The following is a 24,979-nucleotide window of genomic DNA, read 5'->3' as shown; positions in this document are numbered from 1 at the left end:
TCCCCCTAACTGATTAATTCATTTACAGTTTTTAATAAAGTCGGGCCTCCAAGTGGCGTGTATGCTTGCGGCGGTATGATGCCACACGGAATAGATTCCTCCTCTGCAAATTTTTTTACAGAATCAAATCGGTGTCTTATTTGAGGTGCCACCATTACGACATCCCAGCCATTCTTTACTTCTTCCTCTACCTCATTCGTTCCAATTGCATGCACTTCCATGTTCACACCATTTTTCTCCGCTTCTTTTTTTAAAGCGTTTACAACAATTGCACTGGACATTCCTCCAGAACAGACGAACAAAACTTTCATTTATTAATCCTCCTATACTTATAATTTATTACCCTTCAAATGAAAGGAAGTTTCACTTTACTAACAAGCATATGAAGTAGTAAATGAATTTAGTTATAATGAAAGTAAATTTCATTAAAAATATTTTTCCTATTAAATTAATGTTTCAATATGCAATTTTCTCTATTGCAAAGTCAACCTCGCCTCAGATATTATTTTAAATAATCATATGATAGGGAGGCGTATAAATGATCGTTAAACGTTTATTAATGATATGTTGTATCGTCATCTTGTTCATCCCTTTCTCTTTCATTCCCCCTCACTTTACTTATGCTGAAGTAAATACTACGTACAAAAAACATGAATTACGTGCTGTATGGATTGCATCTGTTCTGAATATTGATTGGCCCTCAAAAACTGGCTTACCCATTGAAAAACAGAAACAAGAATTTATAAGGTTATTAGACGATGTAAAAAGCACTGGTATGAATGCAGTTGTTGTACAAATTAAACCAACCGCTGATGCTTTCTATCCTTCAAATTACGGTCCTTGGTCTGAATACATTACAGGAACACAAGGAAAAGATCCTGGTTATGACCCGCTCGCATTTATGATTGAAGAAACTCATAAAAGAAATATAGAATTCCACGCTTGGATTAACCCATACCGAATAACGATGAATCACACCGATATAAATCGATTATCAAATAATCACCCTGCAAGGCAACATCTCGATTGGGTTGTCACTTATGGCGGAAAGTTATATTACAATCCCGGTATTCCGGAAGTGAAAAAATTTATAACAGAAGGCGCTTTAGAAATCGTACAAAATTACGATATTGATGCGCTGCATATGGATGATTATTTTTACCCATATAAAGTAGCCGGTGAAGAATTTCCAGATCAGAAAACATACGAAACATATAATAATGGTAGATTTACAAATATAGAAGATTGGCGACGTAATAATGTAAATGAACTTGTAAAAGATTTAAATACTGCTATAAAACAAGAAAAATCATATGTAAGGTTTGGCATTAGTCCGTTCGGCGTATGGAGAAATATAGCTGACGATCCCACTGGCTCTAACACAACCGCAGGCCAAAGAAACTATGATGACCTTTATGCTGACACACGTGAATGGATACAAAAAGGATATATTGACTACATTACACCCCAAATATATTGGAATATAGGTTTCACCCCAGCTGCATATGACATATTAGTAGATTGGTGGGTTAAAGAAACAAATAACAAACCGATTCACCTATACATTGGTCAAGCGGCCTATAAAATTAATAATAACTCCGTCCCTGCTTGGTCTGATCCAGAAGAATATCCAAAACAAATTGCATTAAACCGGCTATATCCTGATATAAAAGGTAGTATGCATTTTAGCTTAAAAGATATTAATAATAATCCACTCGGAGTTAAAGATAGACTTTCAAAAAACATATATAAACATCCTGCATTAATCCCGCCTATGCCTTGGCTTGATCATGATCCACCAAAACAACCGACTTTAAAAGGCGCCATTCCAAGAGATGAAGGTATTGCAATCGGTATCATTGACAATAGAGATAATGATTCTGCTTATTACGCTATTTACCGCGTGAATGGGAAAAATGAAGTGGATATACAAAATCCCAAAAATTTACTTACTACTGTAAGAAAAACAAAACTTGGAGAAATTTATGTAGATAAAACCGCTATTTCCGGAGAAACGTATACCTATGTCGTAACTGCAGTTGATCGATTGCATAATGAAAGTGTGGCTTCTAGTAAATCTACTATTCAAGCAAAATAAAAGTAAGAGCCCCCATTTTTTTGAATGCGGGCTCTTACTTTTATTTTCGTAGTTCACTATATTGAATATGAATTCTATTCTCAGGGTTTTTATCTACTGTGTAAAGTACAAATAAGAAGAACCATTCTAGTGGCTTCATTAAAATATAAACAAAATCAGCCGACCATTTCGTATTAATATGTTTACTAATCGGATAACCGTATTTATCATAAAAATTACGAATAACTTTATGACATTTTGGTACCCGCTCCTCAATTACATTTTCAAAAGCGTTCGCAATTAATAACTGTCGATTAACTGTAATTCTTTCCCCATGCCTAATTCCTGCTCGTAATGGCTTAACGATGTTTTTATGGCCTTTCACAGAAACTGTACATAAATAATGCCCATCCCCGGAGACAATTTGAGGACTTGGGGCAGGAATCTTAGAATAATTAAAACTACTTGTTTCCATAAACACTCTTATAAAACTATCTGGTTTTTGGCCAAACAGTATTAAAATAAATTGAACAATTAACAAGACAGGAAATAAACTTATCATCCAGACTGTAGCCATTTTTTGATATCCAAAAGAAATACGATACAGCAATAATATAATTCTGTTGCTCTGCGTATAATCTTTCTCATTCTGAGATTGTATGAAATAACCTAATGTATTTCTTAATTTAGCTAAGAATAATAGACTAAAGGCAAGCATTCCAACTTGAATACAAAAGACTGGAATGTATCTCAATCCTCCTAATTCCGTATAAAAGGCAAAGCCTGTATGGGTAATATAGATGAATGTATATACAATGTTTACTATCATTAAAGTACTATAAAAAATATAAAATATTGGTGAAAGTTTTATTAAGCCTGTTGTTAATTTCCAATACGAAACTCCACCTAAAATAACTAAGAGAACTACTATCGTAATGTGGTCATGGGCTAAAGAAGCATATTGATCAGACATCATTCCGTTCTTTTCAAATTTATGTAATGGTATTCCTGCTCTTACATCATTTGCATTCCACATAATACCTAAACCAAAGATAAAATAACTCAAACCCAGTGATAATATTTCCTGTGGCTCGAACTTTAGTATACTTGAGGAATTCTCCTCCTTCGATTGGAAACTATCCCAAGCTTTACTAATAGGGTAGCCAAGAAATATAAATAGAATTACAAATAGTATAACTAACTCAAATAGCACAATATCATACCCCTTTTATAATAATTGTTTACACAAAGTATAAAAAAACACTCTATCTTTTACCATTTATTAACGTTTGTATATATAATTTCACAAAAGATTGCACTCTCTAAATTCACAAAAAAAAAACGCCTAAAAGCTGAAACATTCAACTTTTTAGGCGATCTCTTCTATTTATTCTTAAACTTCTCAGTCGCTGCCCTCATCTTCACATTTAAATCGTGATCAATCGAGTCGCGAATATCTCGCTCTACTACTTCCATTTCTTTTTTGAAATTTTCCAAGTAGATCTTCAGTTCTTCTTCCTTCTCTGGTCTTTGTGAAGGTGGTAATTGTACTACCAACGATAACATGGCCGTTAAATCTTTCATTAAGAATGTTTCAAGTTTATGTTGTTGTTCAAACATGCGTTGCTCTTGATAGTACGGAAGTGCATTTAATACTGAAATTGTAATATCATCAACCGTTCTTTGTAATGAAGGATTTATTGAGCGTTTATACGCTTGAATTGTATTTAATGCGTCTGGATAACGGTCATAAAAATACAATTTGTAAAATGATAAGTCTGTCGGTTTTACAGTTTGCTGCGCTTCTTGTCTTAAGAAATCTTTCACTTTCATCGCAGCCACATCAATATCTTCATTCGTAAGCTTTTTCGTAGTTTTTGCCATTACATGCACTTTTTTCTGCTTTTCTTTCGGTAACATCGAGAAGACTTGCTCTCTCGTACGTTGACCTGATGCACAAAATAGAGTATTTAATGTATTTTGTTCTTTCTTTCCTTCGATGCGAATCCAGCGATAAAACAGTGGATGTTGTGTAAATTCTTGTAGAAACGGTATTGATTTGTTTGATATCTTATCTAAAGAATCTTGCGCTCTTTTATATGGCTTCGTCCATGAAAAATACAGTTTCCGCCCGAAGTATACGACTAAAACAACGACAGTAAATGCTATTAAAAGCAATGTACCGAGTAGTAATAGTACTGTTTGAATGAAACTCATTTGTTCACCTCCTCTAATAATCCGTTATTTCCTTGGACGCTGAATGAGTTTCTGCTTCATCTCATCATTAAATGTGTCTAGTTCAATAACGAACTTCTTGCTTGACTCAATAATACGTTCTGACGATTTTTCAGATGCTTCAATTGCAGCGAACACATTTTGGAATGATTCACGTAATTTATCCATGCTAATAGCAGGGTTTTCAAGCAATTTCGTCGTTTCTTCTGTATTTTGTTTTAACGCTTGAGAATTACTTAATACCATCGATTCAATTGCTTCATTCGTCGCATTTACGGCATCAATTGTTTTCCGTTGATTCGTTAATGCAAGCTGAATAGCAGCTGAAACTGTTACAACGTTTTGTGTCATCGTAATCGCATTACGTATCGCCTCTGTTAATTTTTCATTATTTTTCTTAATGATGTCTACAGAAGCTATAGATTGTAATAATACACTTTTCGCTTGCTGCATATTACGTGTACGTACAAGTATCTTTTCTAATGCATCGTTAATTAACGGAATATCCCTTTGACGCTCTGGGTTTTGTTTCTCAGCTTCAAGCATGCCAGCAAGCTTTTTCCCTAAGTATACTTGTTTATCAAGAGCATGAATTTTATCGTGCGATTGTTCTTTTAACATTTCAAGACCAACTGTATCCTCTTGTAAGTTATCACGACCAATTAGAAGGGATCTAATAATTTCCTCAATTTGCTTATCTATAGATTGATATTTATGCACGTATGTTTCAAGTGGATTTTTCTTAAATACTTTAAACATAATTTTCTTCATACCACTTGCTTTTAATGAATTCGGATCAAGCTCTGATACTACTTTGCGTAATTCTAACAATGTATTTGGAATTTCTTCATTCTTTCCATTCATCATCGCTGTGACAGGACGTTTTAAAGCTGATAACGTTTGTCCTGCTGCTTGTTGCTCTTTATCCCCTAAATCTCCTAGCTGAGACAATACTTTTGATAAATCTGTATTTTGCTCGCTATTTAACTTTTGTACATAAAGATCAGCTTCTTTATTTAGTTCCTCTAATTCTGCATCTTTTATAACTGTATCAACTACTACTTCTACATTATTATCTTTCACAATGGATACAGGTTCTTTTTTCTCGAGTTCAGTCAACAAAATCGCTCCTTTATATATATGTGCGAATTTATATGCACTATATTTCATCTAATATATTGTATTTCATTTGCAAACAGCCTATATGAAATCAATTTTCAAGAAATACCTGCTTATGCAGTCATTCCCTGTTTCTTACTATAAGTATACCTGTAAACAACATAATTTTCCTCAGACTTAAGACCTAGAGGCCGACATGCTGAAGGCGGATTCTTCGTATGTTACGTATATAAATTACGTCCTTCCCATACTACTGCACGCAATCTTTTGACATACACCCTTTTTCAATGTGATAATTATATTACACTCAATCCTATTTCTTCTTACGCGCTACAAATGCACCCTTTTGAAATGCCAATAATACTGTTTCAAACATTTCATCTTCTTCAATCATTTTTATAAACTCAACTAATTCACTCGCATGAGAAGTAGCATTATCGACAACAAGAAGACCTTGTGGTTGTAAAATGCGTTTTATATGTTCAAGCCACCACATGTATTGCGTACGCTCTGAATCTAGGAAAATAAAATCAAATGAATCATCTAGTTGTGAATCTAAAAATGCCCCTGCTTCTTGATTGTGAACATCAATCCTTTGTAAAAGGTTTGCCTTTTCAAAATTGACAAGTGCCTCTCCAACTCGTTCTGAAGAAAGCTCTACAGTTGTTACATTTCCATTTGTTTCTTCTACCGCATTAGCCAACCACAATGTAGAATAACCATTAGAAGTTCCAATTTCTAAGATATTTTTTGCATTACACCCTTTTACTAAAATTGATAAAAATTGCCCCATCTCACGAGAAACATTCCGTAATTTTTCTTCCCGTATTTTTTTATTCCGATCATGCTCTTCTCCATATTGTTCAAGTTGAAGTAATAATGAATCTAACGTATCCATTCTTTTCATCGCCTTTCCAAGCAATATGATGAAAAAGCTCTTGCTGCCCGTCTACTTTTATTATATGCGAAACGAAATCCTTTTTCCCGTTATATGACAAAGATTTATAATTTTTTATAGCATATTGTTTCGTTTTTTGGTAAAGTTAATTTCTACGTGCAATTATTCCATTCATATTATTTCATATTAAAATTGCAGTTATTAAATTATATAAACCCCATTTAAATGAATCGGTATTTCAAATTCAATTAAGCGCCCTTTTCGGACGCATTTTCTTTGTTTATATATTTCCAGAAGAAAGGATGCTTACAAATGAACGTGATTAGCTTAGATGCTGCTCGAAAACGAAAGCAGCATAAAAAATTAATGATTACTATACCGATTATTACACGTATTTATGAAGAAGACGGGGAAATTAAATTTGAGGTAGCTGGCGAAAAAGATGTACCTCTTGAAATGTTAGAAAAATAATAAAAAAACGCATTTCTAAAGAAATGCGCTTTTTTATATTTTTACATTTAAATGCATAAGTTTTTCAGGATTAACCATCATATAAATATTTGAAATTTTCTCATCATCAAATGCAAACGAAAGAACATATGTTACTTTATTATTTATCGTAACTATAACTCCTGGTATACCATTAACCATTTTGAAATCAACAGTGTACTCTTCTGTCAATCGTTGTGCAATCCCAAAGAACAAACGTATAATTCGATCTGCAGAATAAATCGGATTGATCGCAGTTGTAACTTTACCGCCACCATCAGCTTTGAATATAGCATCTGTTTTTAATACTTCCAACATACCTTCCGTATCCCCACACTGTAATGATGCTACAAACTTTTCAACATAATAAGCCATTTTCTCCGTGCTTAATTTTGATTGCTTCGGTTTCTCCAACATGCTTTTTCGTGCACGTTGAAAGATTTTTCTACAGTTCACACTACTCTTATCAACAATTGAAACTATTTCTTCGTATTCATAACTGAAAACCTCTCTTAATATGAAAACAATCCTTTCTACCTCAGATAGTTGTTGTAAAAGTAATAAATATGCGGTGGAAAGGGATTCTTTCATTATAAATGACTTTGATGGCTCATCACTCTCGTCTACAAGTGGCTCTGGTAACCACATCCCTACATACACGTTACGTTTATGCGCTGCCGATCGTAATTTATCAATTGAACGATTTGTCGCCATCTTACATAAATATGCTTTCATATTTTCTATAGATTGAGGATCTTCTATATTATTTAGCGAGATAAATACATCCTGAACGATATCCTCAGCATCCATAACACTCCCAAGGATTCTGTATGCTAACGAAAATAATAATGGTTGATACGCTTCATATAACTGCTCCGTTTCCATGATGAACTGCCTCACTTTCATATTGCTTTAAAATGTGTAACGCTGCTCGTTTCCCGCTTGCTACCGCAGCATCAGCTAATATTTCATCATGCCCTGCCCAATCTCCTGCAACATAAACACCTGGCATTTCAGGTATATTAGGACCCGGCTTTTCAACACGGTCAATATGAGGAAAATCATGTACTACTGTTATTTTCGGTAAATATTGCTGTGCAACAACTTCTCTTTTCCAATTTGGATGTAACAACTCCATCGTACTTTCCAACTGTTCTTTATCTTCATGAATATGATTCATCTCTAGCACAGGATTATGGTACTTAATTAGACTCACTGCAATTGATCCATCTTCACTTAATTTAGCTGCTCTCGATTGATTTGTGAAAAATATAGGTTGATCTAATCCTAATACAAATTGATGTGTAGGATTGGGTAATTGTCTCAAGCCAATATCTAATGCAGCAACAGTAACCGGTACCGATTGTTCATTCCATCTATGCAAACTTGTTCCTTCTGCACCTTTTATTATTTTACAAGCCTCTTTTGGCGGAGTCGTCACGATGACTGTATCTACTGCAAAAACCTCATCATCAACACAATGTATTCTTTGTTTATCTTCATAATGCTCTATTTCCAAAACATGCTTTTTAGCCAAAAATTTTACCCCGACATCATTCGCTAAATCTCTTAATTTTGTTATTATCGTCTCCCAACCACCGTCTACATAAAGCACTCCTTCTTTTATAGAAAGCTGTATTTGCTTTAGTACAGATGATGCTAATTGTATTGTAGGAGCAAACGTATATGTTGTTGTCCGGCATAGCGCATAAAATATATTACGAACCATTGGATCTTTTATTTCATTTTCTGCCCATGTAGTTAGACTCATTTTCGGAACTTCTCCTACATCTAAATTTCCTAAACGAATCATAAGACGTGAGAATTGTACTTTTGCAGACCACGAAAGTAGTGGTGTTGATAAAATTGAGCGAAAATCTGTTGGGATGGTGAATATATCCCCTTTCCATATTCCATGTGCTTTTGTAGATGGTATTCCACCTGGAAGATTCAAACCGAGCTCATTAAAAGTTATAAACGCTGCCCCGCCTCTATATAAAGCATGTGCACCAAGATTCATGCAGATTCCATTTTTATTTATAGTCATCCCTCGGCCACCGAATTGACTGGATTTTTCTAATACAATCACTTTCTTTCCAGCTTTCGCTAAATATATAGATGCTGTTAATCCAGCAAGCCCACCGCCAACAATTGCTACATCAAATGTATTCATAATAAAATCCCTCCTTATCGTTCTACATACAAGACGAACGATTAAGGAGGGATGTGACATGAAAATAAATTTTTATTACCCTACTTTATTTCATTACTTTTTAATTCGGTCATATTGCATACGAAATAACTCAATTGCAAATGGAATATCCTCTTCACTCTTTATATAATAACTGATCCATCCTGATTCAGGTAATACGTGATGTGGTTTTACCAATCCTTGCTTCACTAATTCATCTCGCTTTAACTTCGGAAATGGTAAATCAGCTAATTTATCACCATGAAGATGGCCAAGTTCTTTCTTACCATAATTTATTTCAATACCACCAAATCGATGCGGTTTTTCAGAAACACCCGCCCAGCTGAGTACTTCATTTCTAATCATTTCACTAAATGACATGAACATTCACTCCTTATAAATGATTGATGTACTTTTAAATTAACATTTTCATTACTTTTTTCCATCAATCCAAAGTATGAATGGGAATACGAATATAGTTTAATCTTTATACTTTATTCTTTATGGAATAAGTGAATTTATTAAGCTACCGACAACAGCACAAAACAAAGACTAGACACATATCCTAATTTTGTAACCTAACTTACCTATAGAAAGGCGGGTAATACAATTGACTGCCAACATCGACTATACCTCCCCCTCAACCAATTTTACTTATGATGTAAATAAAAGTAATTTTTTTCGGAAAGATGCCCAAAATTATATAAATGTACTTGGTATTAAACAATTAAACACTTTAGAAAATACTTCTTTATTAGATATTTATTTAAGTACAGGAAATGTTGTAGAACCACATATTCATCAAAATGCAGCTGAACTTGTTTATTGTATTTCAGGGTCTGCTGTTGTTTCTTTACTTAATCCATTTACGAATCAAATATTAAACTTACCGATAAAACCGGGGCAAGTTGCCAACATTCCACAAGCGTGGTGGCATTATGAAATTGCTACAGCTGATAATACTCATTTATTAGCTATTTTCAATGCCCCAGCGCCAGAAGTTATTTTCGGTTCTGATATTTTAAGATTAACTCCGGCTCATATGATGGCCCATACTTACTGCCTCAATGAACAACAATGGAAACAAGCGGTTTCTCCTATTCAATCAACTACTGTTATTGGCCCTCCGGCAAACTGCAATCAAAACCGTGGAATGAAAAATTACCCAACCCAGCCCCTCCCTCAACAACATAATCCGTATCCCCAAGATTCTTATTACTTTCCTCTTTACTGGGGCTATTAATTTGTAAATTTTTAAAAGAATCATCATTTATCTCCTAGGAAAATACCGAGGAGATTTTTTTATTGTATATTCTCTTCCTATTAATAATAGTAACAATTGATAGTGTACATACATATAATATTTATATATTAAATTGGAGGTGATAGTACTATGAGTAATTATAACTATCGAAAAAACTACTCTTATAATAAAAATAGTAGCTCTTCAGCATCCTCTCAATCTTCCAATTCTCAATCTTCCAATTCCCAATCGCAAAGAGACTTAGCCGAGCAAGGCTATGTAAAGAAAAAAGGATGTAACTGCAATAAAAATAAATAGTTTATTTTATGGATGAATTCTTTTTTTAAAGAATTCATCTTTTTTTCTGATCGAAAATTTTTAAAGTTACATAACTTATGCTTTAAATGAGAAAGGGTAAATTATACTTTTTTATACGAACTTAACAAAGAGTAATTGTTCAATTGATTTATTACTTATTTTCCAAAAAAATATAGTCCTTCCTAAATTTATTAGGAAGGACTATATACAAACCCCTGTTTAATTTCCTACTAAATATTGTAACAAATTAAACGATATTAATACCTGCACTTACAAATCCAGCAACTGCAGCTATTGGACTTGCTGCTGTTAATGAAACATACAGTAGTATTTTATCTCCAGCCGCTACTGGAATAGCTTCAGCAATGATTCCTGATGCTGTAGAACCAATCGCTATTGCGGCAAATGCTGGTGTTAATAAAAGAGGTGCGCCTTGTACTGTAAACGTATTGCTTGCTGCAGGTGCAGTTAATATTTGTATTTGCACTTGAACAGGTGATAATGGAGCTAAAGCAGCTGTTGCACTAAAGAAACCAGCTAATGACGTAATAACCCCTGCGCGTGGTGCTACAAATGCATAATCACCTACACCTAATGCTAATGTGATACTTGTTCCACCAGTTAAAGCTACACCAGGCTGACTAAATCCAAATCCAAGAAGAGTTCCTGTATTAGCTATTAACGCGTTAACTAACGCAGATGGTGTTGTACCTGAAGCAAATGGAATAATAGCTCCGCCACCAGTTGCTCCTGTTGCACCAGTTAAGCCTGTTGCACCAGTTAAACCTGTTGCTCCCGTTGGACCTGTTGCTCCTGTTGGACCTGTTGCTCCTGTTGGACCTGTTGCTCCTGTTAGGCCTGTTGCTCCTGTTACTCCTGATGGACCTGTTGATCCTGTTGCTCCTGTTGCTCCTGTTGGGCCTGTTGCTCCTGTTGGACCTGTCGCTCCCGTTGGACCTGTTGCTCCTGTTGCACCAGTTGCTCCTGTTACTCCTGCTCCTGTTGGACCTGTTGCACCAGTTGCTCCTGTTGCTCCTGTTGCTCCTGTTGCTCCGCCTCCTGGACCTGTTGGACCTGTTGGACCTGTTGGGCCGCCTCCTGGAGTAGCACCAATTAATTGAGTTAATAAGTTTAATAAAAGTTGTAAGCTTGCAGGGTCAATAATTAAAGAGAAGAAGAATGGTGCAAGAGCACTGTAGAATTGTTGTAATAAAGAAAGTAATTGACTTAGATTTGGGTTAGGAGATTGTAGTAAATTAATAATACTTTGAATTAATTGTTTTAAGAAATTCCCTTCTGGAGAAGGTGCTAATTCATTTAGTAAGTTCAATAGTTGAGTAAACAAATTGAGTAAAGCTAATCTGTTTGCATCACTTGGATTTGCAAAAAACGCTGCAATAGCCGAAATTAAAGAGTTTAGTAAAGTAATTAATCTACCTAATTGCTCACTAGTAATTGGAACTGTTTGTGGATTGTTACAGCAATCTGGAGTGAAAACAATCGGATTATTGCAGTGGTTATGACCGAAACAATTATTACTTGTCATTTATGTCCTCCTTACTTGTTTTATATTTGAGTTTTTCCTATTATAAGGATCATAAAGTTGTAAAAGAGTATGTGTTATATATTGACTTAAAATAGGAAACATGAAATATAATTAAACTTGCAAACGCTATTTAATTATGTTCATGACTCACATATTAATTATATGTTTTTAATAATTGACTGCTTAGATTAAATACCTAAACTTAAGAGTTTATTTTATTTTTCCACGTTTATCTCTTAGGTTTAAATACACATATTAATTTGAATACAAAAAACCGAATTTACGATTAACATATATTCCGCAAGTAATAACATCATTTTTTCATATAAATAAAGAATATTTCTTTACTAAAATTGGGCTCACCTTATAAAGGTGAAGCCGTTTCTATTATAAAAAACTCTCATACAATATAGTGGACAAGTTATTTTATACTTCGTTCTAATAAAATATTGTAAGGAGTGAAAATTAATTGCCTATAATTCAACCATTTATGGCATCTAGAAGATTTACATCTACACTAGGAGCCGGCACAGGTACAGGTGCAGCTTTTGCAATTGCTGCCACAGCTTGTTTAAACGATGCGGGTACTACTGCAACCGCTTTTCCGACTTTCACGTATTACAACTTATATGTGAACGGTATTCTTCAACCAAGCGTGAACTCCAGTGTTACTACTGGTCCTACTGGTGCTATTACAATTCCTGGTGGGGATGCATTAGACGGCGGAATTCCAATTACAATTGAATTTATCGTCACTTAATGTTAACGAATGTAATTCAGAACAAAAAAGACAGATTCCTTTTCATTAAGAATCTGTCTTTTTTAATTAATAATAATAAATTGTAAAATAATTGAAGAACCTTGCGATGGTGGTTGGTTATCCAATAAAGTTAGTTTACCAGTACTAACTTCATAGAATGGTTGTGGTTGCAAAATTCCATTGATAAACAAATTTATATACGAAACCTCACTAGGTGAAAGTATATTCGTTGTACCATATTGAGCTATGCCATCTGCATCTGTATATATAAGTTTCTCTCCATCTGAAAAAGTGTAAAATAACAAATTAGTTGTTGTTATAAGGCCAATCCCCCCAGTAGGACCTGTCGCTCCTGTTACTCCCGTTGCTCCTGTTATTCCCGTTGCTCCTGTTGCTCCTGTCGCTCCTGTTATTCCTGTTACTCCCGTTGCTCCTGTTACACCCGTTGCTCCTGTTGCGCCCGTTGCTCCTGTCGCTCCTGTTACTCCCGTTGCTCCTGTTGCTCCTGTTACTCCCGTTGCTCCTGTTGCTCCCGTTGCTCCTGTTGCTCCTGTTACTCCCGTTGCTCCTGTTACTCCCGTTGCTCCTGTTACTCCCGTTGCTCCTGTTATTCCCGTTGCTCCCGTTGCTCCTGTTGCTCCTGTCGCTCCTGTTACTCCCGTTATTCCCGTTGCTCCTGTTACTCCCGTTGCTCCTGTCGCTCCTGTTACTCCCGTTGCTCCTGTTATTCCCGTTGCTCCTGTTGCTCCTGTTGCTCCTGTTACTCCCGTTGCTCCTGTTATTCCCGTTGCTCCTGTTGCTCCTGTTGCTCCTGTTGCTCCTGTTGCTCCTGTTGCTCCTGTTGCTCCTGTTGCTCCTGTTGCTCCTGTTGCTCCTGTTGCTCCTGTTGGAATATATATTGTTGGAAGAGCTGGAAATGTAGGTCCAATATTCTCAGGTGCTATCTTACCTTTATTTATTGATAATTTATCATTCCGCTTCAATTTAATTCCTCATTCCACATATTTTTAATTAACTTACATAAGTATGAGTCTATTATTAAGGAATACTTTCATAACTATTCTTTTTTCTTTCCAAATGATTCATACAGTTATTAAACATTTTACCGTTGCTTTAACTACTACTATTAATATAATAAAATGATAGTTCCATTCCAAAAACACGAAACTTATTGCATTCTAATTTAAAAATGAGGTGATTTAAATTCAAGATAAAAATGAAAAAAGAATAGAAGAACTAGTATCAATAGCTCTTGAAATTATTCTTCCATACAGACTTACTGGACCTACTGGAAGTACTGGACCTACCGGAAGTACTGGACCTACCGGAAGTACTGGACCTACCGGAAGTACTGGACCTACCGGAAGTACTGGACCTACCGGAAGTACTGGACCTACCGGAAATACTGGACCTACCGGAAATACTGGACCTACCGGAAGTACTGGACCTACCGGAAATACTGGACCTACCGGAAATACTGGACCTACCGGAAATACTGGACCTACCGGAAATACTGGGTCAATAGTTACAACAAACTCTATGTTCGCTAATAATACATTAGGTGGTCCCATCTCTGTGATATTAGGTGGAACTAATATTCCTCTGTCTAATAACCAAAGCCTCGGTAATTTTACAGTTAACGCCTCAAACGATATATTTACAATTCCTGTAACCGGAAGATATTATTTAACCTATCAAGTTAATACGACAACTGCTCTACTCGCTGGAACAAGACTACTATTAAACGCTTCTACTCCACTTCCTGGTTCTATTTTTTCTCCCGCTATATCAACTTCAAATTATAATAATAATTTAATTACTAATTTAATTGCCGGTAATACAATTTCACTTCAATTATTCGGCGTATTATCCATCGTTAATTTGGTTGGAGGTGGTTCAATAGGTGCCTCTCTAACAATTATACGAATCGATTAAAAAATGATTCATTCTTTTTCTAATAAACATTATTAAATACTAAGTCTGTCATAACAATAATTTCCCAATTATTTCATAAAAGTGATGACGCATTAAAGAACAAATTGCACTATATTCATAGTAGAAACTATCTATACTAAATTTTCCGTATATATATTATCAATTTACACTGACTTCCACCGATGTTACATTAAATATGAAGACAGTTTCTCTTTTACGAACCATCTCAATACGTATTTGAGAAACATACTCCAATCCTATACGCGAGAGCAATACTATGTTGACACTCAGATGAGTGTCTTTTTTTGTGAGTGATAAAAAATAAAAACCATCTCTTATAGATGGTTTTATCTTTTGTTACTATAAATGCACACTCATGCAGTTGGATAATAAATTGTCATGCTTAATCGAGTCAAAGATTCTCCTAAATTATGATAAGAGTGTGATCTATCGGCCTTAAAACGAATTGAATCTCCACTATTTAATGTATATTCACAGTTATTCACTTCTACTGTCAATTCACCTTCAAATACCGTAATAAATTCTTCTGCGCCTTCTTTATGCCCTTCTGAACTTAATTTCCCTTCTGTTTCTATTTCTACTGTATACATTTCAAAATGTCTATCATCTTGAAAAGGAAAAGAAGGATACACTTTATATTTTCCATTGTCTTCAGACAATGCTTGAATATCTTTTCTTAAGATCACTTTCGTATCAGGCTGAGGATTGTTGATTAAAGAGGTAAAAGAAACTTTCAAGCCATTTGCAATCTTCCATATTGTTGTTAGTGTCGGGCTTGATTCTCCTCTTTCAATTTGTCCAATCATCGTTTTACTCACACCTGTTAATTGGGCAACTTTTTCCAAACTTAATTTTTCTTTTTCTCTTATAGTTTTTAAATTTTTCGCCAGTATTAGTTGAATTTCTTCCATAAAAAAACACTCCCATACTATATACAATATAACGACCATTTTGTATAATAAAAAGCATACTTTATATTGTTCTTTTTGATCATTATAACATACACAAATGATTAGGGGGTTTTCACATGCCTATATTTTCTTTTTTATTATTTGTTTTTATAAGTAGCTTCACACCCGGCCCTAACAATTTTTTAGCGATGACATACGCAAATCAACACGGATTAAAACAGAGCATGAAGTTTTGCTTTGGAGTATCTTTCGGTTTTTTCATCCTCACTTCTTTATGTAGTTTCTTTAATGTTGTACTACTTAATATCTTACCCATAATCGAATTCCCTTTAAAAATTTTAGGTGTAGCGTATATGTTATATTTAGCTATTAAAATACTTACTAGTAAAAGCAGTACGAATCCCGGTGAAAAAGATAATAAAAATTTATTCACAGTTGGGATTTCTCTTCAATTCGTTAATCCTAAAGGGATATTATTCGGACTGACTGTAGTATCGACTTTCATAATCCCTTACTACAATTCATATTCAAGTTTTATACTTTTTTCATTATTTTTAGGTGTAGTCGGTTTAATGAGTACATTTAGTTGGAGTTTATTTGGTTCAATATTCCAAAAATTATTAGTGAAACATAACCAATTATTTAACATCATTATGGCCGTTTTATTAGTTTTCAGTGCCGTTTCAATCGTTATACACTAATTCAATGCTCATTTTAGATTTTGCACTTTTTAATACCACTCTTCATCAATCAGACTACTTTATATACTAATCTATCCACATACCCTATATGTTTTAAAACTTTTAAGTGGAAACCTTCTAACAATAGGTTTCCTTCCATATCATATTAAATAAGAAGCAGGTTAAATACGGAGGTGATTTTGATTAAGACTACTCTAATTTCTCATTTTTACAATGAAGAATATTTACTTCCATGGTGGTTAATGCACCATACAAAGCTATTTGATCACGGCATTCTTATTAACCGTGGATCCACTGATCGGTCAGTTGAAATCTGTAAAATATTCGCTCCTAATTGGGAAATACGAAACTCAAAATCACTCGAATTTGATGCTTATTTAGTTGATCAAGAAGTTATGGAAATTGAAAGAGAACTTACAGGATGGAAAATGGTATTAAATACGACAGAATTCCTATGCTGTTATAATAAAGAACAATTTTTTAAATCACTTAACACTATGGGCGGCAATATGTTTTCCATAAGAATGATTATGATGATTGATGAACCGACTCATGGCTACACTAATCCAAGATATAGTTCTCCGCTTGTTAAACAACGTTATCACGGCATAATAATTCACCCTAATCCAAATCAACTATATCTTAACGGTAGATTAATTCACAATAATTCGCACGGGAACTATAGAGTCGGAAGACATGGTTCGCATTATCCTTATAGCATTTACATAGAACCTGCTTTTATTTTTAAATTTTTTTATAGTCCATGGAACGATGCAATGAAAAAACGAAAATTACAAATTGGACCGACTCTTTCTCAACACAGTGTACAGCGTGGACTAGGTTCTCATCACTTAACAACAATTGAAAAATTAGAAACAAAATACAAATTCTATGCAACTTTAACTACGGACCTCCGGTTATTCCCAGAATACCAAATTATATTTCCCGACCTTTATCCTTAATGTCATGAATATTTAGTTTCCACATCCATCCGTTTTTTATTAACATACCAACTCCAACTAAATATGTTTCTCTAGTAGAAATCCGAGCTAGGACTCTCGCTGCACGCAGATTCCTCTTATTTAATATCGTATCACCAGCCTATAATCTTTCATACCATTTCATTGAGCACCTGATGTTGGATCAGAAATAAAAAATGGTAATTCATTTGGAAAATTTTAAATTTCAGATTATATACCTTCTAAAACAAAGAATTCAAATAATAGAACCTAAACTAATGTTTTAAGTTATGGCTTTATTTTTTCTTATTATTCACTTTAAAATCTTTTTATAATAATATTGAAAAATACAGTATAATATAAACTACTGTTCTTTGGGAGGGTTATAATGTCTGATAAGTATAAATTTTTCATTCTTATTGTTACCGCATCTTTTTCTTTCTTTTCCTTAATAAAAGATTTCCGAAACACTTCAAAAAGTTTTTTTTGGGGTAGTTTTGTAATTCTTACAAGCTTCATAATACTTTTAACACTCGCTTTAGATTTAAATCAAATACTCCTATATTCAACGCAAATTGCGCTTGAGATTATTACAATACCACGTAAATTATTTCTACCATCTGTCACTGAAGCCGCTATTATTTGCTAAAAAAGTATTTTAATTTTCTTATGCATGCCAAAATATATTTTGGTAAATTTGACACACATTTATATCAAACAAGCATATTTTATTATGGTAACTATCTAATAATACAAATTTTAAATTTTTATAAGATTTTTTTATTTTCAATTAAAAATTTACAACATTCTAAAACAGTATGCACATAATATCCTCAATTCCCTTTTTCAACATGAAACTTGTCTCAGAGCGCCTTTAAAAGCGCTCTTTATCTTTAATAAAGGTTTTATTAAAATTTAGGTTAAAAATTAATACCCTATAGTCATGATAGCTATTTACTGTTTCCAAAATAAGTTGCATTAATAATATAGAAATGAAATACCTATAAAAATTATTACTTTACTATTTCTTTAAACATGCTAGTGAGGTGATTTCGATAGATTATCAAAGCAAAGATATGTTCATTAACTTTTCACTTTTAGATATTAACCGTATTATTCTCCCACATTCTCCTACTGGACCTACTGGACATACTGGGACTACTGGGACTACCGGTTCTACCGGTTCTACTGGTTCCACTGGATACCGGGGCTACCGGTTCCACTGGACCTACTGGGGCTACTGGCTCTACCGGTTCCACTGGGGCTACTGGGCCTACCGGTTCTACTGGTTCTACTGGTTCTACTGGTTCTACTGGTTCTACTGGTTCTACTGGTTCTACTGGTTCTACTGGTTCTACTGGTTCTACTGGTTCTACTGGTTCTACTGGTTCTACTGGTTCTACTGGTTCTACTGGTTCTACTGGTTCTACTGGTTCTACTGGTTCTACTGGTTCTACTGGTTCTACTGGTTCTACTGGTTCTACTGGTTCTACTGGTTCTACTGGTTCTACTGGTTCTACTGGTTCTACTGGTTCTACTGGTTCTACTGGTTCTACTGGTTCCACTGGACTTACTGGCTCCACTGGACCTACCGGGGCTACTGGCTCCATTGGTTTCACCGGTTTCACTGGTTCCACTGGTTCCACCGGGCCTACTGGGGCTACTGGACATACTGGCTCTACCGGTTCCACCGGGCCTACCGGGGCGGCTAGTGTAGGATTAACAAACAATCTATATGTTTTTGATACTACTAACCAATCAATCGCAGTGGGAAGTAGTGTTACTTTTAACACAAATGGACCTATAACAGGAACTGCTCTTAGTCACATCACAGGTACTGGAAATATTATAATTAATACACTAGGAACATATGTAGCAGAGTTTCAATTACAAGCTTCTCGCGAAAACCAATTCTCCCTCGAACTAAATGGTACACCAATTCCAGGTGGGCGTTTTGGTACGGGGTCACCACATACAATCAATCAAGGTACTGCTGCTTTTACCGTAACAATTGTTCCTTCAACCTTGACTTTAATAAATAACACCTCTTCAGCAGGTACTATCACTCTCTCAAATAGTGATGGTGGCTCTTTAACAAATGTATCTGCAAGTATAAGTATTTTTCAGGTCGGATAATTAATTGGGTTAGAAAAGTGATTCATAAAATTTAGAAATATAAAAAATGAGGCTTCTCTTTTCTAGAGAAACCTCATTCTTTATATTAAATTTTAAACTGACTCGTATACAAATCAAAATAAAACCCTTTATCTTCCATGAGAGATTCATGATTCCCTCTTTCTAAAATATTTCCATCTTTTATAACAAGAATTTGATCTGCTTTTTCAATTGTTTTAAGTCGATGAGCGATCACAAAACTTGTGCGACCTCTCATTAAATTATTTAGTCCTGCTTGTATTTGTAATTCTGTTCTTGTATCAATATTTGATGTCGCTTCATCGAGAATTAATATATCTGCATCTGCTAAAATTGCTCGTGCAATCGCAAGAAGTTGTTTTTGTCCTTGACTTAAATTCGATCCTTCTGAAGCAATTTCTGTTTCATATTGATTTGGCAAATGCTTAATAAAAGAATGTGCAGATGCTGCCTTAGCTGCAGTTATAACTTCTTCATCACTAGCATCTAAGCGTCCATAACGGATATTATCCATAATCGAACCAGCAAATAAATACGTATCCTGTAAAACTACTCCTATTTTACTTCGTAAAGAATTAATATCATAATCTTTTATATCTTTTCCATCAATATGAATTTGTCCTTGCTGTATATCGTAAAAGCGAGTTAACAAATTAATGATTGTTGTTTTCCCTGATCCAGTCGGACCAACTAAAGCAATTGTCTCTCCTGGCTGCGCTTTAAGACTCACTTCTTTTAAAATCGTTTTATTTTCTGCGTAGCCAAATGAAACATTCTCAAGTGCAACATGCCCTTGTAAATTTTGTACAACGAATGCGTCTTTTTTATTTTGAATTTCTGGTACCTCATCCATAATTTCAAAAACACGTTCTCCACCAGCAACTGCCGCTTGAATTGTATTCATTAAAGTCGCAAATTGACTTAGCGGTCTTGAGAATTGACGAGAATAATTAATAAAAGCCGCAATAACTCCTACTGTTGTCATTCCGTTTAAGACCATAACTGATCCAGTCCCAATGACAAGCCCCATACCTAAGTTATTAATAAAGTTCATACTTGGAAAAATAAAAGCTGAAAATGTATCAGCCTTCGTAGCTGAAACTCTTAGCTGTTCATTAATTTTATTGAAATTTTGTACAGTTTCTTTTTCTTTTCCATACAACGTTGTAACATCCGCACCTGTAATTGCTTCCTCAATAAATCCATTTAATTCACCTAAATCTTTTTGACGCTTCGCAAAGTTTTTACCACTATATGCAACTAGTTTTTTTGTAACGTAAAACATAATAGGTACTGTAATTAAAGTTACAATTGCTAAAATCCAATTTAAGGCGAACATTGCAATCGTTACACCTATAAAAGTTAATGCTGATGAAATAATTTGTACAACGCTTTGTGTCAAAGCTTGATTCAAATTATCTATATCATTTGTCACACGGCTCATTAAATCACCTTGAGAACGCACATCAAAGAACCATAAAGAAAGCGTTTGGATTTTCTCAAAAATATCTTGTCGTATTTTTTGAATTGTTTTTAATGCAACGTTAATCATGACAAACGTTTGTAACCATGTTAAAAGTACAGTTACACCATAAATCGCGATAAGTAACATACACATTCTTGCTGTACCACTTAAATCTTTCGGTACAATATATTGATCTATAATAACTCCCATAAAATAGGGACCTAATAATCCAAGTAATGTAGTAACAACGACTAGAAATATAACAAACATAAGAGCAGCTTTTTGATAGCCCATATAGTTCCATACCCGCATTACAGTTCCTTGAGCATTTTTAGCTTTTCCCATCTTTGGGGTGTTTCGTCCACCTTTATTAGCAAATTGCCCTTGAAAATTACGCATGTTCTTCCCCACCTTCTTTATCTAAATTACCACCTTGGGAAAGATAAATTTCCTGATAAACCTCACTTTGTTCTAACAATTGTTCATGTGTACCATTGCCAACTAATTCACCATTATCTAATACAAGTATTTTATCCGCATCCATTATGGAAGAAATTTTAGACGCAATTAATAAAGTTGTTGTGCCTTTATATTTTGTTTTTAAAGCTATTTGAATAGTAGCCTCTGATTTTGCATCAACTGCTGATGTAGAATCATCTAATATGAGAATCGGTGGCTTTCTCACAAGTGCCCTTGCAATTGATACACGTTGTTTTTGTCCACCTGATAGATTTGTCGCGCCTTGTGTTAAATTATATTGATAAGATTCTTCCAGCTTATTGATAAACTCAGTCGCACAAGCTGATGCAGCTGCTACTTCCAGCTCGTCATGTGTTGCATCTTCTTTACCATAACGTAAATTTTCTTCTATACTGCCTGAGAACAACAACGCCTTCTGAGGTACAAACCCTATTGAAGCACGGAGTTTTTGCAAATCATATTTTTTAACATCTATTCCATCTATACATATTTCACCATGATCCACATCATATAGACGTGGTAACAGTTTCGCTAAGGTAGATTTACCACTTCCAGTTGATCCAATAACCCCTACTTTTTCACCTTTTTGTATGCTAAACGAAATATCTTTTAAAACGTATTCATTATTTTTCGTATAGCTATAACTAACATTTTTAAATTCGATATTTCCTTCAATTTTCTCAGGTTCGATCGCATACGCTTCGCTTATAATATCAACCTCGGTATTTAACACTTGCTGTACACGATCCGCAGATGGAAAAGCTCGCGCAATTTGAATAAATACCATGCTAATCGACATAAGTGACATTAAAATGATATTCAAGTAATTAATAAATGCCAAAATCGCTCCTACTTGAAGCGTTCCATCGAATACTTTTTCTCCACCAATCCATAATGTTGCGACAATCCCGCCACTTACAACTAGCATAATGATTGGCATCATTAAAGAAATAAGTTGCACAGCTCGAATATTTATCTTCGTTAAATTTGTATTTACATTTCCAAATTGAGCGATTTCGTATTTTTGTCTTACATACGCTTTTATAACACGCACACCAGATAAATTTTCTTGTAGCTTTGTATTCACTTTGTCTAATGCCTCTTGCACCTTTTTAAATGTACCACTTGCTTTACTTGCAATTAAAATAATCGCAAGTAATAAAATCGGAACAACTACAAGTAATATTGGAAATAACTCTCGCGCTGTTACAAAAACAATAATTATACTTCCGATAAATAACAGTGGACCACGAACGAGAACACGTAATGTCATCGTCATTGCCGATTGAATGGAAGTGATATCATTTGTCACGATCGTTAATAATTTACCTGTTCCAAATGAGTCCCGATTATTACTAGAAAATGTTTCTATTTTCGCAAACACATCTTTTCGTATGTCTGTAGCGAAATTAACAGCTGCTTTTGTAGAATACATCATACACCCAAGCCCTCCAACTAAACCGAGTGCTGCTGCTCCTATCATAAGAAGCCCCATTTTTATTACATAATTTAAATCCCGATTTGCAATCCCAACATCAATGATATGTTGCATAATAGTCGGTTGAATTAAGTCCATCGCAACCTCAAGTACCATAAATAGCGGCCCAATAATAGCGAAGAACATGTATGGTTTTAAATACTGTAATAACTTACGAAATGATTTCATACATAATCTCCTTTTCCCATGAAATTACCACTGAATAATTCATATCCCTCCTTATTTAAGCTATATATTTTGTAATTTCTTTATTACTTCTATTATATTATGTAAATTAATATTTAACATTATTAAATGATAAGTATTAATGACTTTCTAGTCAATAAATGTGCTTTATATTATATAAATACAAAAACCGTATTCTTAATGAAAAGAATACGGTTTTTCATCTATATTTCTTCAATTGTAAAATGTAAAAACTCAGTCTCAAATCCCTTATTTTTAGAAGGACTACACGTGTAAAAACCTATTTTAACAGGCTCCTTCCCTATATCCTCCATTAAATGAGCGATTCTTATTTGTTCCCATTGATGGCCCTTTTTCACATATATTGTATAATCACCGCTTTTTCGAATAATTCGAAAACGAAGTTGTTGCTTAGATGCTTCAGTTGGATAATCTTGCGTTGACCAGTCAGAATATCCATTATTCGTTACGACAGCACCTAAGTGAGATGGCCCTTCAGGGATATATTCTAAAGATGTTTTTAGCCAACAGTTCTCCGAAATCATAACAAAAAGACCTGCTTGATCGAATTTTGAATTTGGATTCATACGTAACTGAACTTCAGCTTGAAAGTCTGTCATCATCTCATTATAAAATACATGACCATTCATTACTTCAAAACCATAATGTGTTTTAAGCCAAAAATCAGTTTCTGCTTTCGAACGGACAATAAACGCATGATTATCATTAATTTTATAGTATTCAGGTACATTCATTATAGTGAGTTGCTCAATATGTTCTGGTATATACGATATATTCATAGCTCCTCCATAATAAAGCATTTATATAGACATTTAAAACTCCGCTAATACTGGGAATTTATAACCTTTAAAATCTAACTCTTTATCACTTCGAACCATTAAATACTTGCTAGACTGTACTTCTGTAAACTGTACATCCTCAACCCCTAATTGATCCGGAGAAAAATAAAATTCGATTTCCGTAAACCTTTCATTGATTTCTCCACATAATTCATCTAAAACCGGAAGTACTGGCGCAAATACTCCAAATAATTTCAACTTTTCATTTTCTACTTCATAAACGATTAGAGCATCTAGTTTCTCTGAATAATACAATTTCTCATTCCATTCCGAATCATACATATTCAAATAAAATGAAGGATGGAAGTTTAAAGTTGAAAAACTATTTGAAAGTCTTTGGCTACTATCAATAGTTTCATGTATTAACTGTCTATTCTCTATATTATAGTAATCTAACTTTTTAAGTAGTGAATCGTTATTATTAATATTTTTATCATATGGTATAGTCATCAAATATTCCTGCACAACTTTAAATCCAAATGCTGTATATAGTTCAGGGTTTTCCGTAAACAATAATGCACATTCACATTTCTTATCGATTTCTTCTATCATTTTATCCATTAATTGTGTCATTAACCCTTGTCTACGGAAATTAGGGTGTGTCATTACTGATTGAATACCCGCCGCATTTATTTTTTCACCATTAATTAATAATGGGAGTGAAAATGCCGCAACATTTGCAATCACTTTATCTTCTTGTAAAAACGATAAAGCTTTATATGTATCATCCCAATATCCTTTATCCGAAAAATCATTCAATGTTTGAGTTTTAATTCCAAACACTTCTTCAAATAAAGGAAATAACTGCTCTCTTTTCGGTTCTTCTATTAGAAGACTTGCCAATTTTTCAACATTCCCCATGTTGTACCTCCAAATGTTAAATTCCATTAAATTAGATATACTTATATGACCTACTCTTAAAAATAGAGGTCT

General features: G+C 34.2%; 25 protein-coding genes. 9 read left to right on the top strand and 16 right to left on the bottom strand.

Translation table 11 applies throughout. The features are described 5' to 3' along the window. Positions 1-5 precede the first annotated feature (5 nt). Positions 6-311, bottom strand: a complete 306-nt coding sequence (locus N2V79_RS11830; protein WP_000865907.1) for a PTS sugar transporter subunit IIB — start codon at positions 309-311, stop codon at positions 6-8. Positions 312-538: 227 nt separating this feature from the next. On the opposite strand from N2V79_RS11830, the gene N2V79_RS11825 reads away from it, so the two are divergent. Beyond that, positions 539-2,098, top strand: a complete 1,560-nt coding sequence (locus N2V79_RS11825) for a glycoside hydrolase family 10 protein (protein WP_340719882.1) — start codon at positions 539-541, stop codon at positions 2,096-2,098. 40 nt (positions 2,099-2,138) lie between these two features. On the opposite strand, the gene N2V79_RS11820 is transcribed toward N2V79_RS11825, so the two are convergent. The 4 genes from N2V79_RS11820 to N2V79_RS11805 form a co-directional block, all read right to left on the bottom strand. Then, a complete protein-coding gene (locus N2V79_RS11820) occupies positions 2,139-3,290 on the bottom strand; it encodes a DUF6688 domain-containing protein (RefSeq protein WP_029442296.1) in 1,152 nt (383 codons plus the stop codon). 170 nt (positions 3,291-3,460) lie between these two features. Then, positions 3,461-4,294 carry a DUF3974 domain-containing protein gene (locus N2V79_RS11815; RefSeq protein WP_069355595.1) on the bottom strand — a complete coding sequence of 278 codons (834 nt, stop codon included), beginning with the start codon at positions 4,292-4,294 and terminating at the stop codon, positions 3,461-3,463. 24 nt (positions 4,295-4,318) lie between these two features. Next, the gene (locus N2V79_RS11810; RefSeq protein ID WP_000137396.1) at positions 4,319-5,431 is read right to left on the bottom strand and encodes a toxic anion resistance protein; all 1,113 of its coding nucleotides are present in this window, start codon (positions 5,429-5,431) and stop codon (positions 4,319-4,321) included. Between the two features lie 313 nt (positions 5,432-5,744). Further along, positions 5,745-6,338: an O-methyltransferase gene (locus N2V79_RS11805; protein ID WP_098679868.1), complete on the bottom strand. Its 594-nt coding sequence runs from the start codon at positions 6,336-6,338 to the stop codon at positions 5,745-5,747. 303 nt (positions 6,339-6,641) lie between these two features. On the opposite strand from N2V79_RS11805, the gene N2V79_RS11800 reads away from it, so the two are divergent. Next, positions 6,642-6,800: a hypothetical protein gene (locus N2V79_RS11800; RefSeq protein ID WP_001100984.1), complete on the top strand. Its 159-nt coding sequence runs from the start codon at positions 6,642-6,644 to the stop codon at positions 6,798-6,800. Positions 6,801-6,833: 33 nt separating this feature from the next. Here N2V79_RS11800 and N2V79_RS11795 read toward each other — a convergent pair whose 3' ends face one another. From N2V79_RS11795 to N2V79_RS11785, 3 genes are all read right to left on the bottom strand, one after another. Further along, a complete protein-coding gene (locus N2V79_RS11795; protein WP_340719881.1) occupies positions 6,834-7,703 on the bottom strand; it encodes a sigma-70 family RNA polymerase sigma factor in 870 nt (289 codons plus the stop codon). Next, positions 7,681-8,991 carry a phytoene desaturase family protein gene (locus N2V79_RS11790; protein ID WP_001091208.1) on the bottom strand — a complete coding sequence of 437 codons (1,311 nt, stop codon included), beginning with the start codon at positions 8,989-8,991 and terminating at the stop codon, positions 7,681-7,683. The genes N2V79_RS11795 and N2V79_RS11790 overlap by 23 nt, the downstream gene beginning before the upstream one ends. A 93-nt stretch (positions 8,992-9,084) precedes the next feature. Then, positions 9,085-9,390, bottom strand: coding sequence for a luciferase domain-containing protein (locus N2V79_RS11785; protein WP_000010317.1), 306 nt, complete (start codon positions 9,388-9,390; stop codon positions 9,085-9,087). Positions 9,391-9,619: 229 nt separating this feature from the next. Here N2V79_RS11785 and N2V79_RS11780 point away from each other — a divergent pair, with 229 nt between their 5' ends. Further along, complete coding sequence (locus N2V79_RS11780) at positions 9,620-10,252, top strand: cupin domain-containing protein (RefSeq protein WP_000126322.1); 633 nt, start codon at positions 9,620-9,622, stop codon at positions 10,250-10,252. 565 nt (positions 10,253-10,817) lie between these two features. Here the strand turns inward: N2V79_RS11780 and N2V79_RS11775 are convergent. After that, the gene (locus N2V79_RS11775) at positions 10,818-12,116 is read right to left on the bottom strand and encodes an exosporium glycoprotein BclB-related protein (RefSeq protein WP_340719880.1); all 1,299 of its coding nucleotides are present in this window, start codon (positions 12,114-12,116) and stop codon (positions 10,818-10,820) included. A gap of 469 nt (positions 12,117-12,585) precedes the next feature. On the opposite strand from N2V79_RS11775, the gene N2V79_RS11770 reads away from it, so the two are divergent. Beyond that, the gene (locus N2V79_RS11770; protein ID WP_001121647.1) at positions 12,586-12,876 is read left to right on the top strand and encodes a DUF4183 domain-containing protein; all 291 of its coding nucleotides are present in this window, start codon (positions 12,586-12,588) and stop codon (positions 12,874-12,876) included. Between the two features lie 62 nt (positions 12,877-12,938). Here the strand turns inward: N2V79_RS11770 and N2V79_RS11765 are convergent, their stop codons facing one another. Then, on the bottom strand, positions 12,939-13,859 hold the full coding sequence (locus N2V79_RS11765) for a DUF4183 domain-containing protein (RefSeq protein ID WP_340719879.1): 921 nt from the start codon (positions 13,857-13,859) through the stop codon (positions 12,939-12,941). Between the two features lie 220 nt (positions 13,860-14,079). Here N2V79_RS11765 and N2V79_RS11760 point away from each other — a divergent pair, with 220 nt between their 5' ends. Continuing rightward, positions 14,080-14,811: a BclA C-terminal domain-containing protein gene (locus N2V79_RS11760; RefSeq protein WP_340720340.1), complete on the top strand. Its 732-nt coding sequence runs from the start codon at positions 14,080-14,082 to the stop codon at positions 14,809-14,811. Between the two features lie 374 nt (positions 14,812-15,185). On the opposite strand, the gene N2V79_RS11755 is transcribed toward N2V79_RS11760, so the two are convergent. Then, entirely contained in the window at positions 15,186-15,743 is a 558-nt protein-coding gene (locus N2V79_RS11755; protein WP_340719878.1) for a helix-turn-helix domain-containing protein, read from the bottom strand. Positions 15,744-15,859: 116 nt separating this feature from the next. Between N2V79_RS11755 and N2V79_RS11750 the strand changes: the two genes are divergently transcribed. From N2V79_RS11750 to N2V79_RS11740, 3 genes are all read left to right on the top strand, one after another. Then, positions 15,860-16,444: a LysE family transporter gene (locus N2V79_RS11750; RefSeq protein WP_048657280.1), complete on the top strand. Its 585-nt coding sequence runs from the start codon at positions 15,860-15,862 to the stop codon at positions 16,442-16,444. Between the two features lie 179 nt (positions 16,445-16,623). Beyond that, positions 16,624-17,406 (top strand): glycosyltransferase family 2 protein, encoded by a 783-nt coding sequence (locus N2V79_RS11745; RefSeq protein WP_048657279.1) that lies wholly within the window; start codon positions 16,624-16,626, stop codon positions 17,404-17,406. Positions 17,407-17,791: 385 nt separating this feature from the next. Next, positions 17,792-18,052 (top strand): hypothetical protein, encoded by a 261-nt coding sequence (locus tag N2V79_RS11740; RefSeq protein WP_048657278.1) that lies wholly within the window; start codon positions 17,792-17,794, stop codon positions 18,050-18,052. A gap of 448 nt (positions 18,053-18,500) precedes the next feature. On the opposite strand, the gene N2V79_RS11735 is transcribed toward N2V79_RS11740, so the two are convergent. Then, entirely contained in the window at positions 18,501-19,196 is a 696-nt protein-coding gene (locus tag N2V79_RS11735) for a DUF4573 domain-containing protein (RefSeq protein WP_340719877.1), read from the bottom strand. Here N2V79_RS11735 and N2V79_RS11730 point away from each other — a divergent pair. Next, complete coding sequence (locus tag N2V79_RS11730) at positions 19,171-19,539, top strand: hypothetical protein (protein ID WP_098128090.1); 369 nt, start codon at positions 19,171-19,173, stop codon at positions 19,537-19,539. The two genes, N2V79_RS11735 and N2V79_RS11730, sit on opposite strands and share 26 nt — an antisense overlap. An 85-nt stretch (positions 19,540-19,624) precedes the next feature. On the opposite strand, the gene N2V79_RS11725 is transcribed toward N2V79_RS11730, so the two are convergent. The 4 genes from N2V79_RS11725 to N2V79_RS11710 all read right to left on the bottom strand — a co-directional run bounded on the left by N2V79_RS11725 (position 19,625) and on the right by N2V79_RS11710 (position 24,907). Next, positions 19,625-21,421 (bottom strand): ABC transporter ATP-binding protein, encoded by a 1,797-nt coding sequence (locus tag N2V79_RS11725; RefSeq protein ID WP_340719876.1) that lies wholly within the window; start codon positions 21,419-21,421, stop codon positions 19,625-19,627. Beyond that, positions 21,414-23,168 (bottom strand): ABC transporter ATP-binding protein, encoded by a 1,755-nt coding sequence (locus tag N2V79_RS11720; RefSeq protein ID WP_340719875.1) that lies wholly within the window; start codon positions 23,166-23,168, stop codon positions 21,414-21,416. Before N2V79_RS11720 ends, N2V79_RS11725 begins: the two co-directional genes overlap by 8 nt. A gap of 221 nt (positions 23,169-23,389) precedes the next feature. After that, on the bottom strand, positions 23,390-23,986 hold the full coding sequence (locus N2V79_RS11715; RefSeq protein ID WP_053564519.1) for a DUF1349 domain-containing protein: 597 nt from the start codon (positions 23,984-23,986) through the stop codon (positions 23,390-23,392). Positions 23,987-24,019: 33 nt separating this feature from the next. Next, a complete protein-coding gene (locus N2V79_RS11710) occupies positions 24,020-24,907 on the bottom strand; it encodes a GNAT family N-acetyltransferase (protein WP_050843558.1) in 888 nt (295 codons plus the stop codon). Between the last annotated feature and the right edge of the window lie 72 nt (positions 24,908-24,979).

Source organism: Bacillus sp. CH_70, from assembly GCF_038007045.1.
In the GTDB taxonomy this organism is placed as follows: Bacteria; Bacillota; Bacilli; order Bacillales; family Bacillaceae_G; genus Bacillus_A; species Bacillus_A cereus.
This window is presented reverse-complemented; position numbering and strand designations above follow the sequence as displayed.

What these genes read in the sequence shown, in the direction of transcription:
- N2V79_RS11775 (WP_340719880.1), bottom strand. Translation starts at nt 12,116, where the DNA reads ATGACAAGTAATAATTGTTTCGGTCATAACCACTGCAATAATCCGATT.
- N2V79_RS11725 (WP_340719876.1), bottom strand. Translation starts at nt 21,421, where the DNA reads ATGCGTAATTTTCAAGGGCAATTTGCTAATAAAGGTGGACGAAACACC.
- N2V79_RS11720 (WP_340719875.1), bottom strand. Translation starts at nt 23,168, where the DNA reads ATGAAATCATTTCGTAAGTTATTACAGTATTTAAAACCATACATGTTC.
- N2V79_RS11815 (WP_069355595.1), bottom strand. Translation starts at nt 4,294, where the DNA reads ATGAGTTTCATTCAAACAGTACTATTACTACTCGGTACATTGCTTTTA.
- N2V79_RS11755 (WP_340719878.1), bottom strand. Translation starts at nt 15,743, where the DNA reads ATGGAAGAAATTCAACTAATACTGGCGAAAAATTTAAAAACTATAAGA.
- N2V79_RS11800 (WP_001100984.1), top strand. Translation starts at nt 6,642, where the DNA reads ATGAACGTGATTAGCTTAGATGCTGCTCGAAAACGAAAGCAGCATAAA.
- N2V79_RS11790 (WP_001091208.1), bottom strand. Translation starts at nt 8,991, where the DNA reads ATGAATACATTTGATGTAGCAATTGTTGGCGGTGGGCTTGCTGGATTA.
- N2V79_RS11715 (WP_053564519.1), bottom strand. Translation starts at nt 23,986, where the DNA reads ATGAATATATCGTATATACCAGAACATATTGAGCAACTCACTATAATG.
- N2V79_RS11710 (WP_050843558.1), bottom strand. Translation starts at nt 24,907, where the DNA reads ATGGGGAATGTTGAAAAATTGGCAAGTCTTCTAATAGAAGAACCGAAA.
- N2V79_RS11785 (WP_000010317.1), bottom strand. Translation starts at nt 9,390, where the DNA reads ATGTCATTTAGTGAAATGATTAGAAATGAAGTACTCAGCTGGGCGGGT.
- N2V79_RS11795 (WP_340719881.1), bottom strand. Translation starts at nt 7,703, where the DNA reads ATGGAAACGGAGCAGTTATATGAAGCGTATCAACCATTATTATTTTCG.
- N2V79_RS11805 (WP_098679868.1), bottom strand. Translation starts at nt 6,338, where the DNA reads ATGAAAAGAATGGATACGTTAGATTCATTATTACTTCAACTTGAACAA.
- N2V79_RS11825 (WP_340719882.1), top strand. Translation starts at nt 539, where the DNA reads ATGATCGTTAAACGTTTATTAATGATATGTTGTATCGTCATCTTGTTC.
- N2V79_RS11750 (WP_048657280.1), top strand. Translation starts at nt 15,860, where the DNA reads ATGCCTATATTTTCTTTTTTATTATTTGTTTTTATAAGTAGCTTCACA.
- N2V79_RS11830 (WP_000865907.1), bottom strand. Translation starts at nt 311, where the DNA reads ATGAAAGTTTTGTTCGTCTGTTCTGGAGGAATGTCCAGTGCAATTGTT.
- N2V79_RS11740 (WP_048657278.1), top strand. Translation starts at nt 17,792, where the DNA reads ATGTCTGATAAGTATAAATTTTTCATTCTTATTGTTACCGCATCTTTT.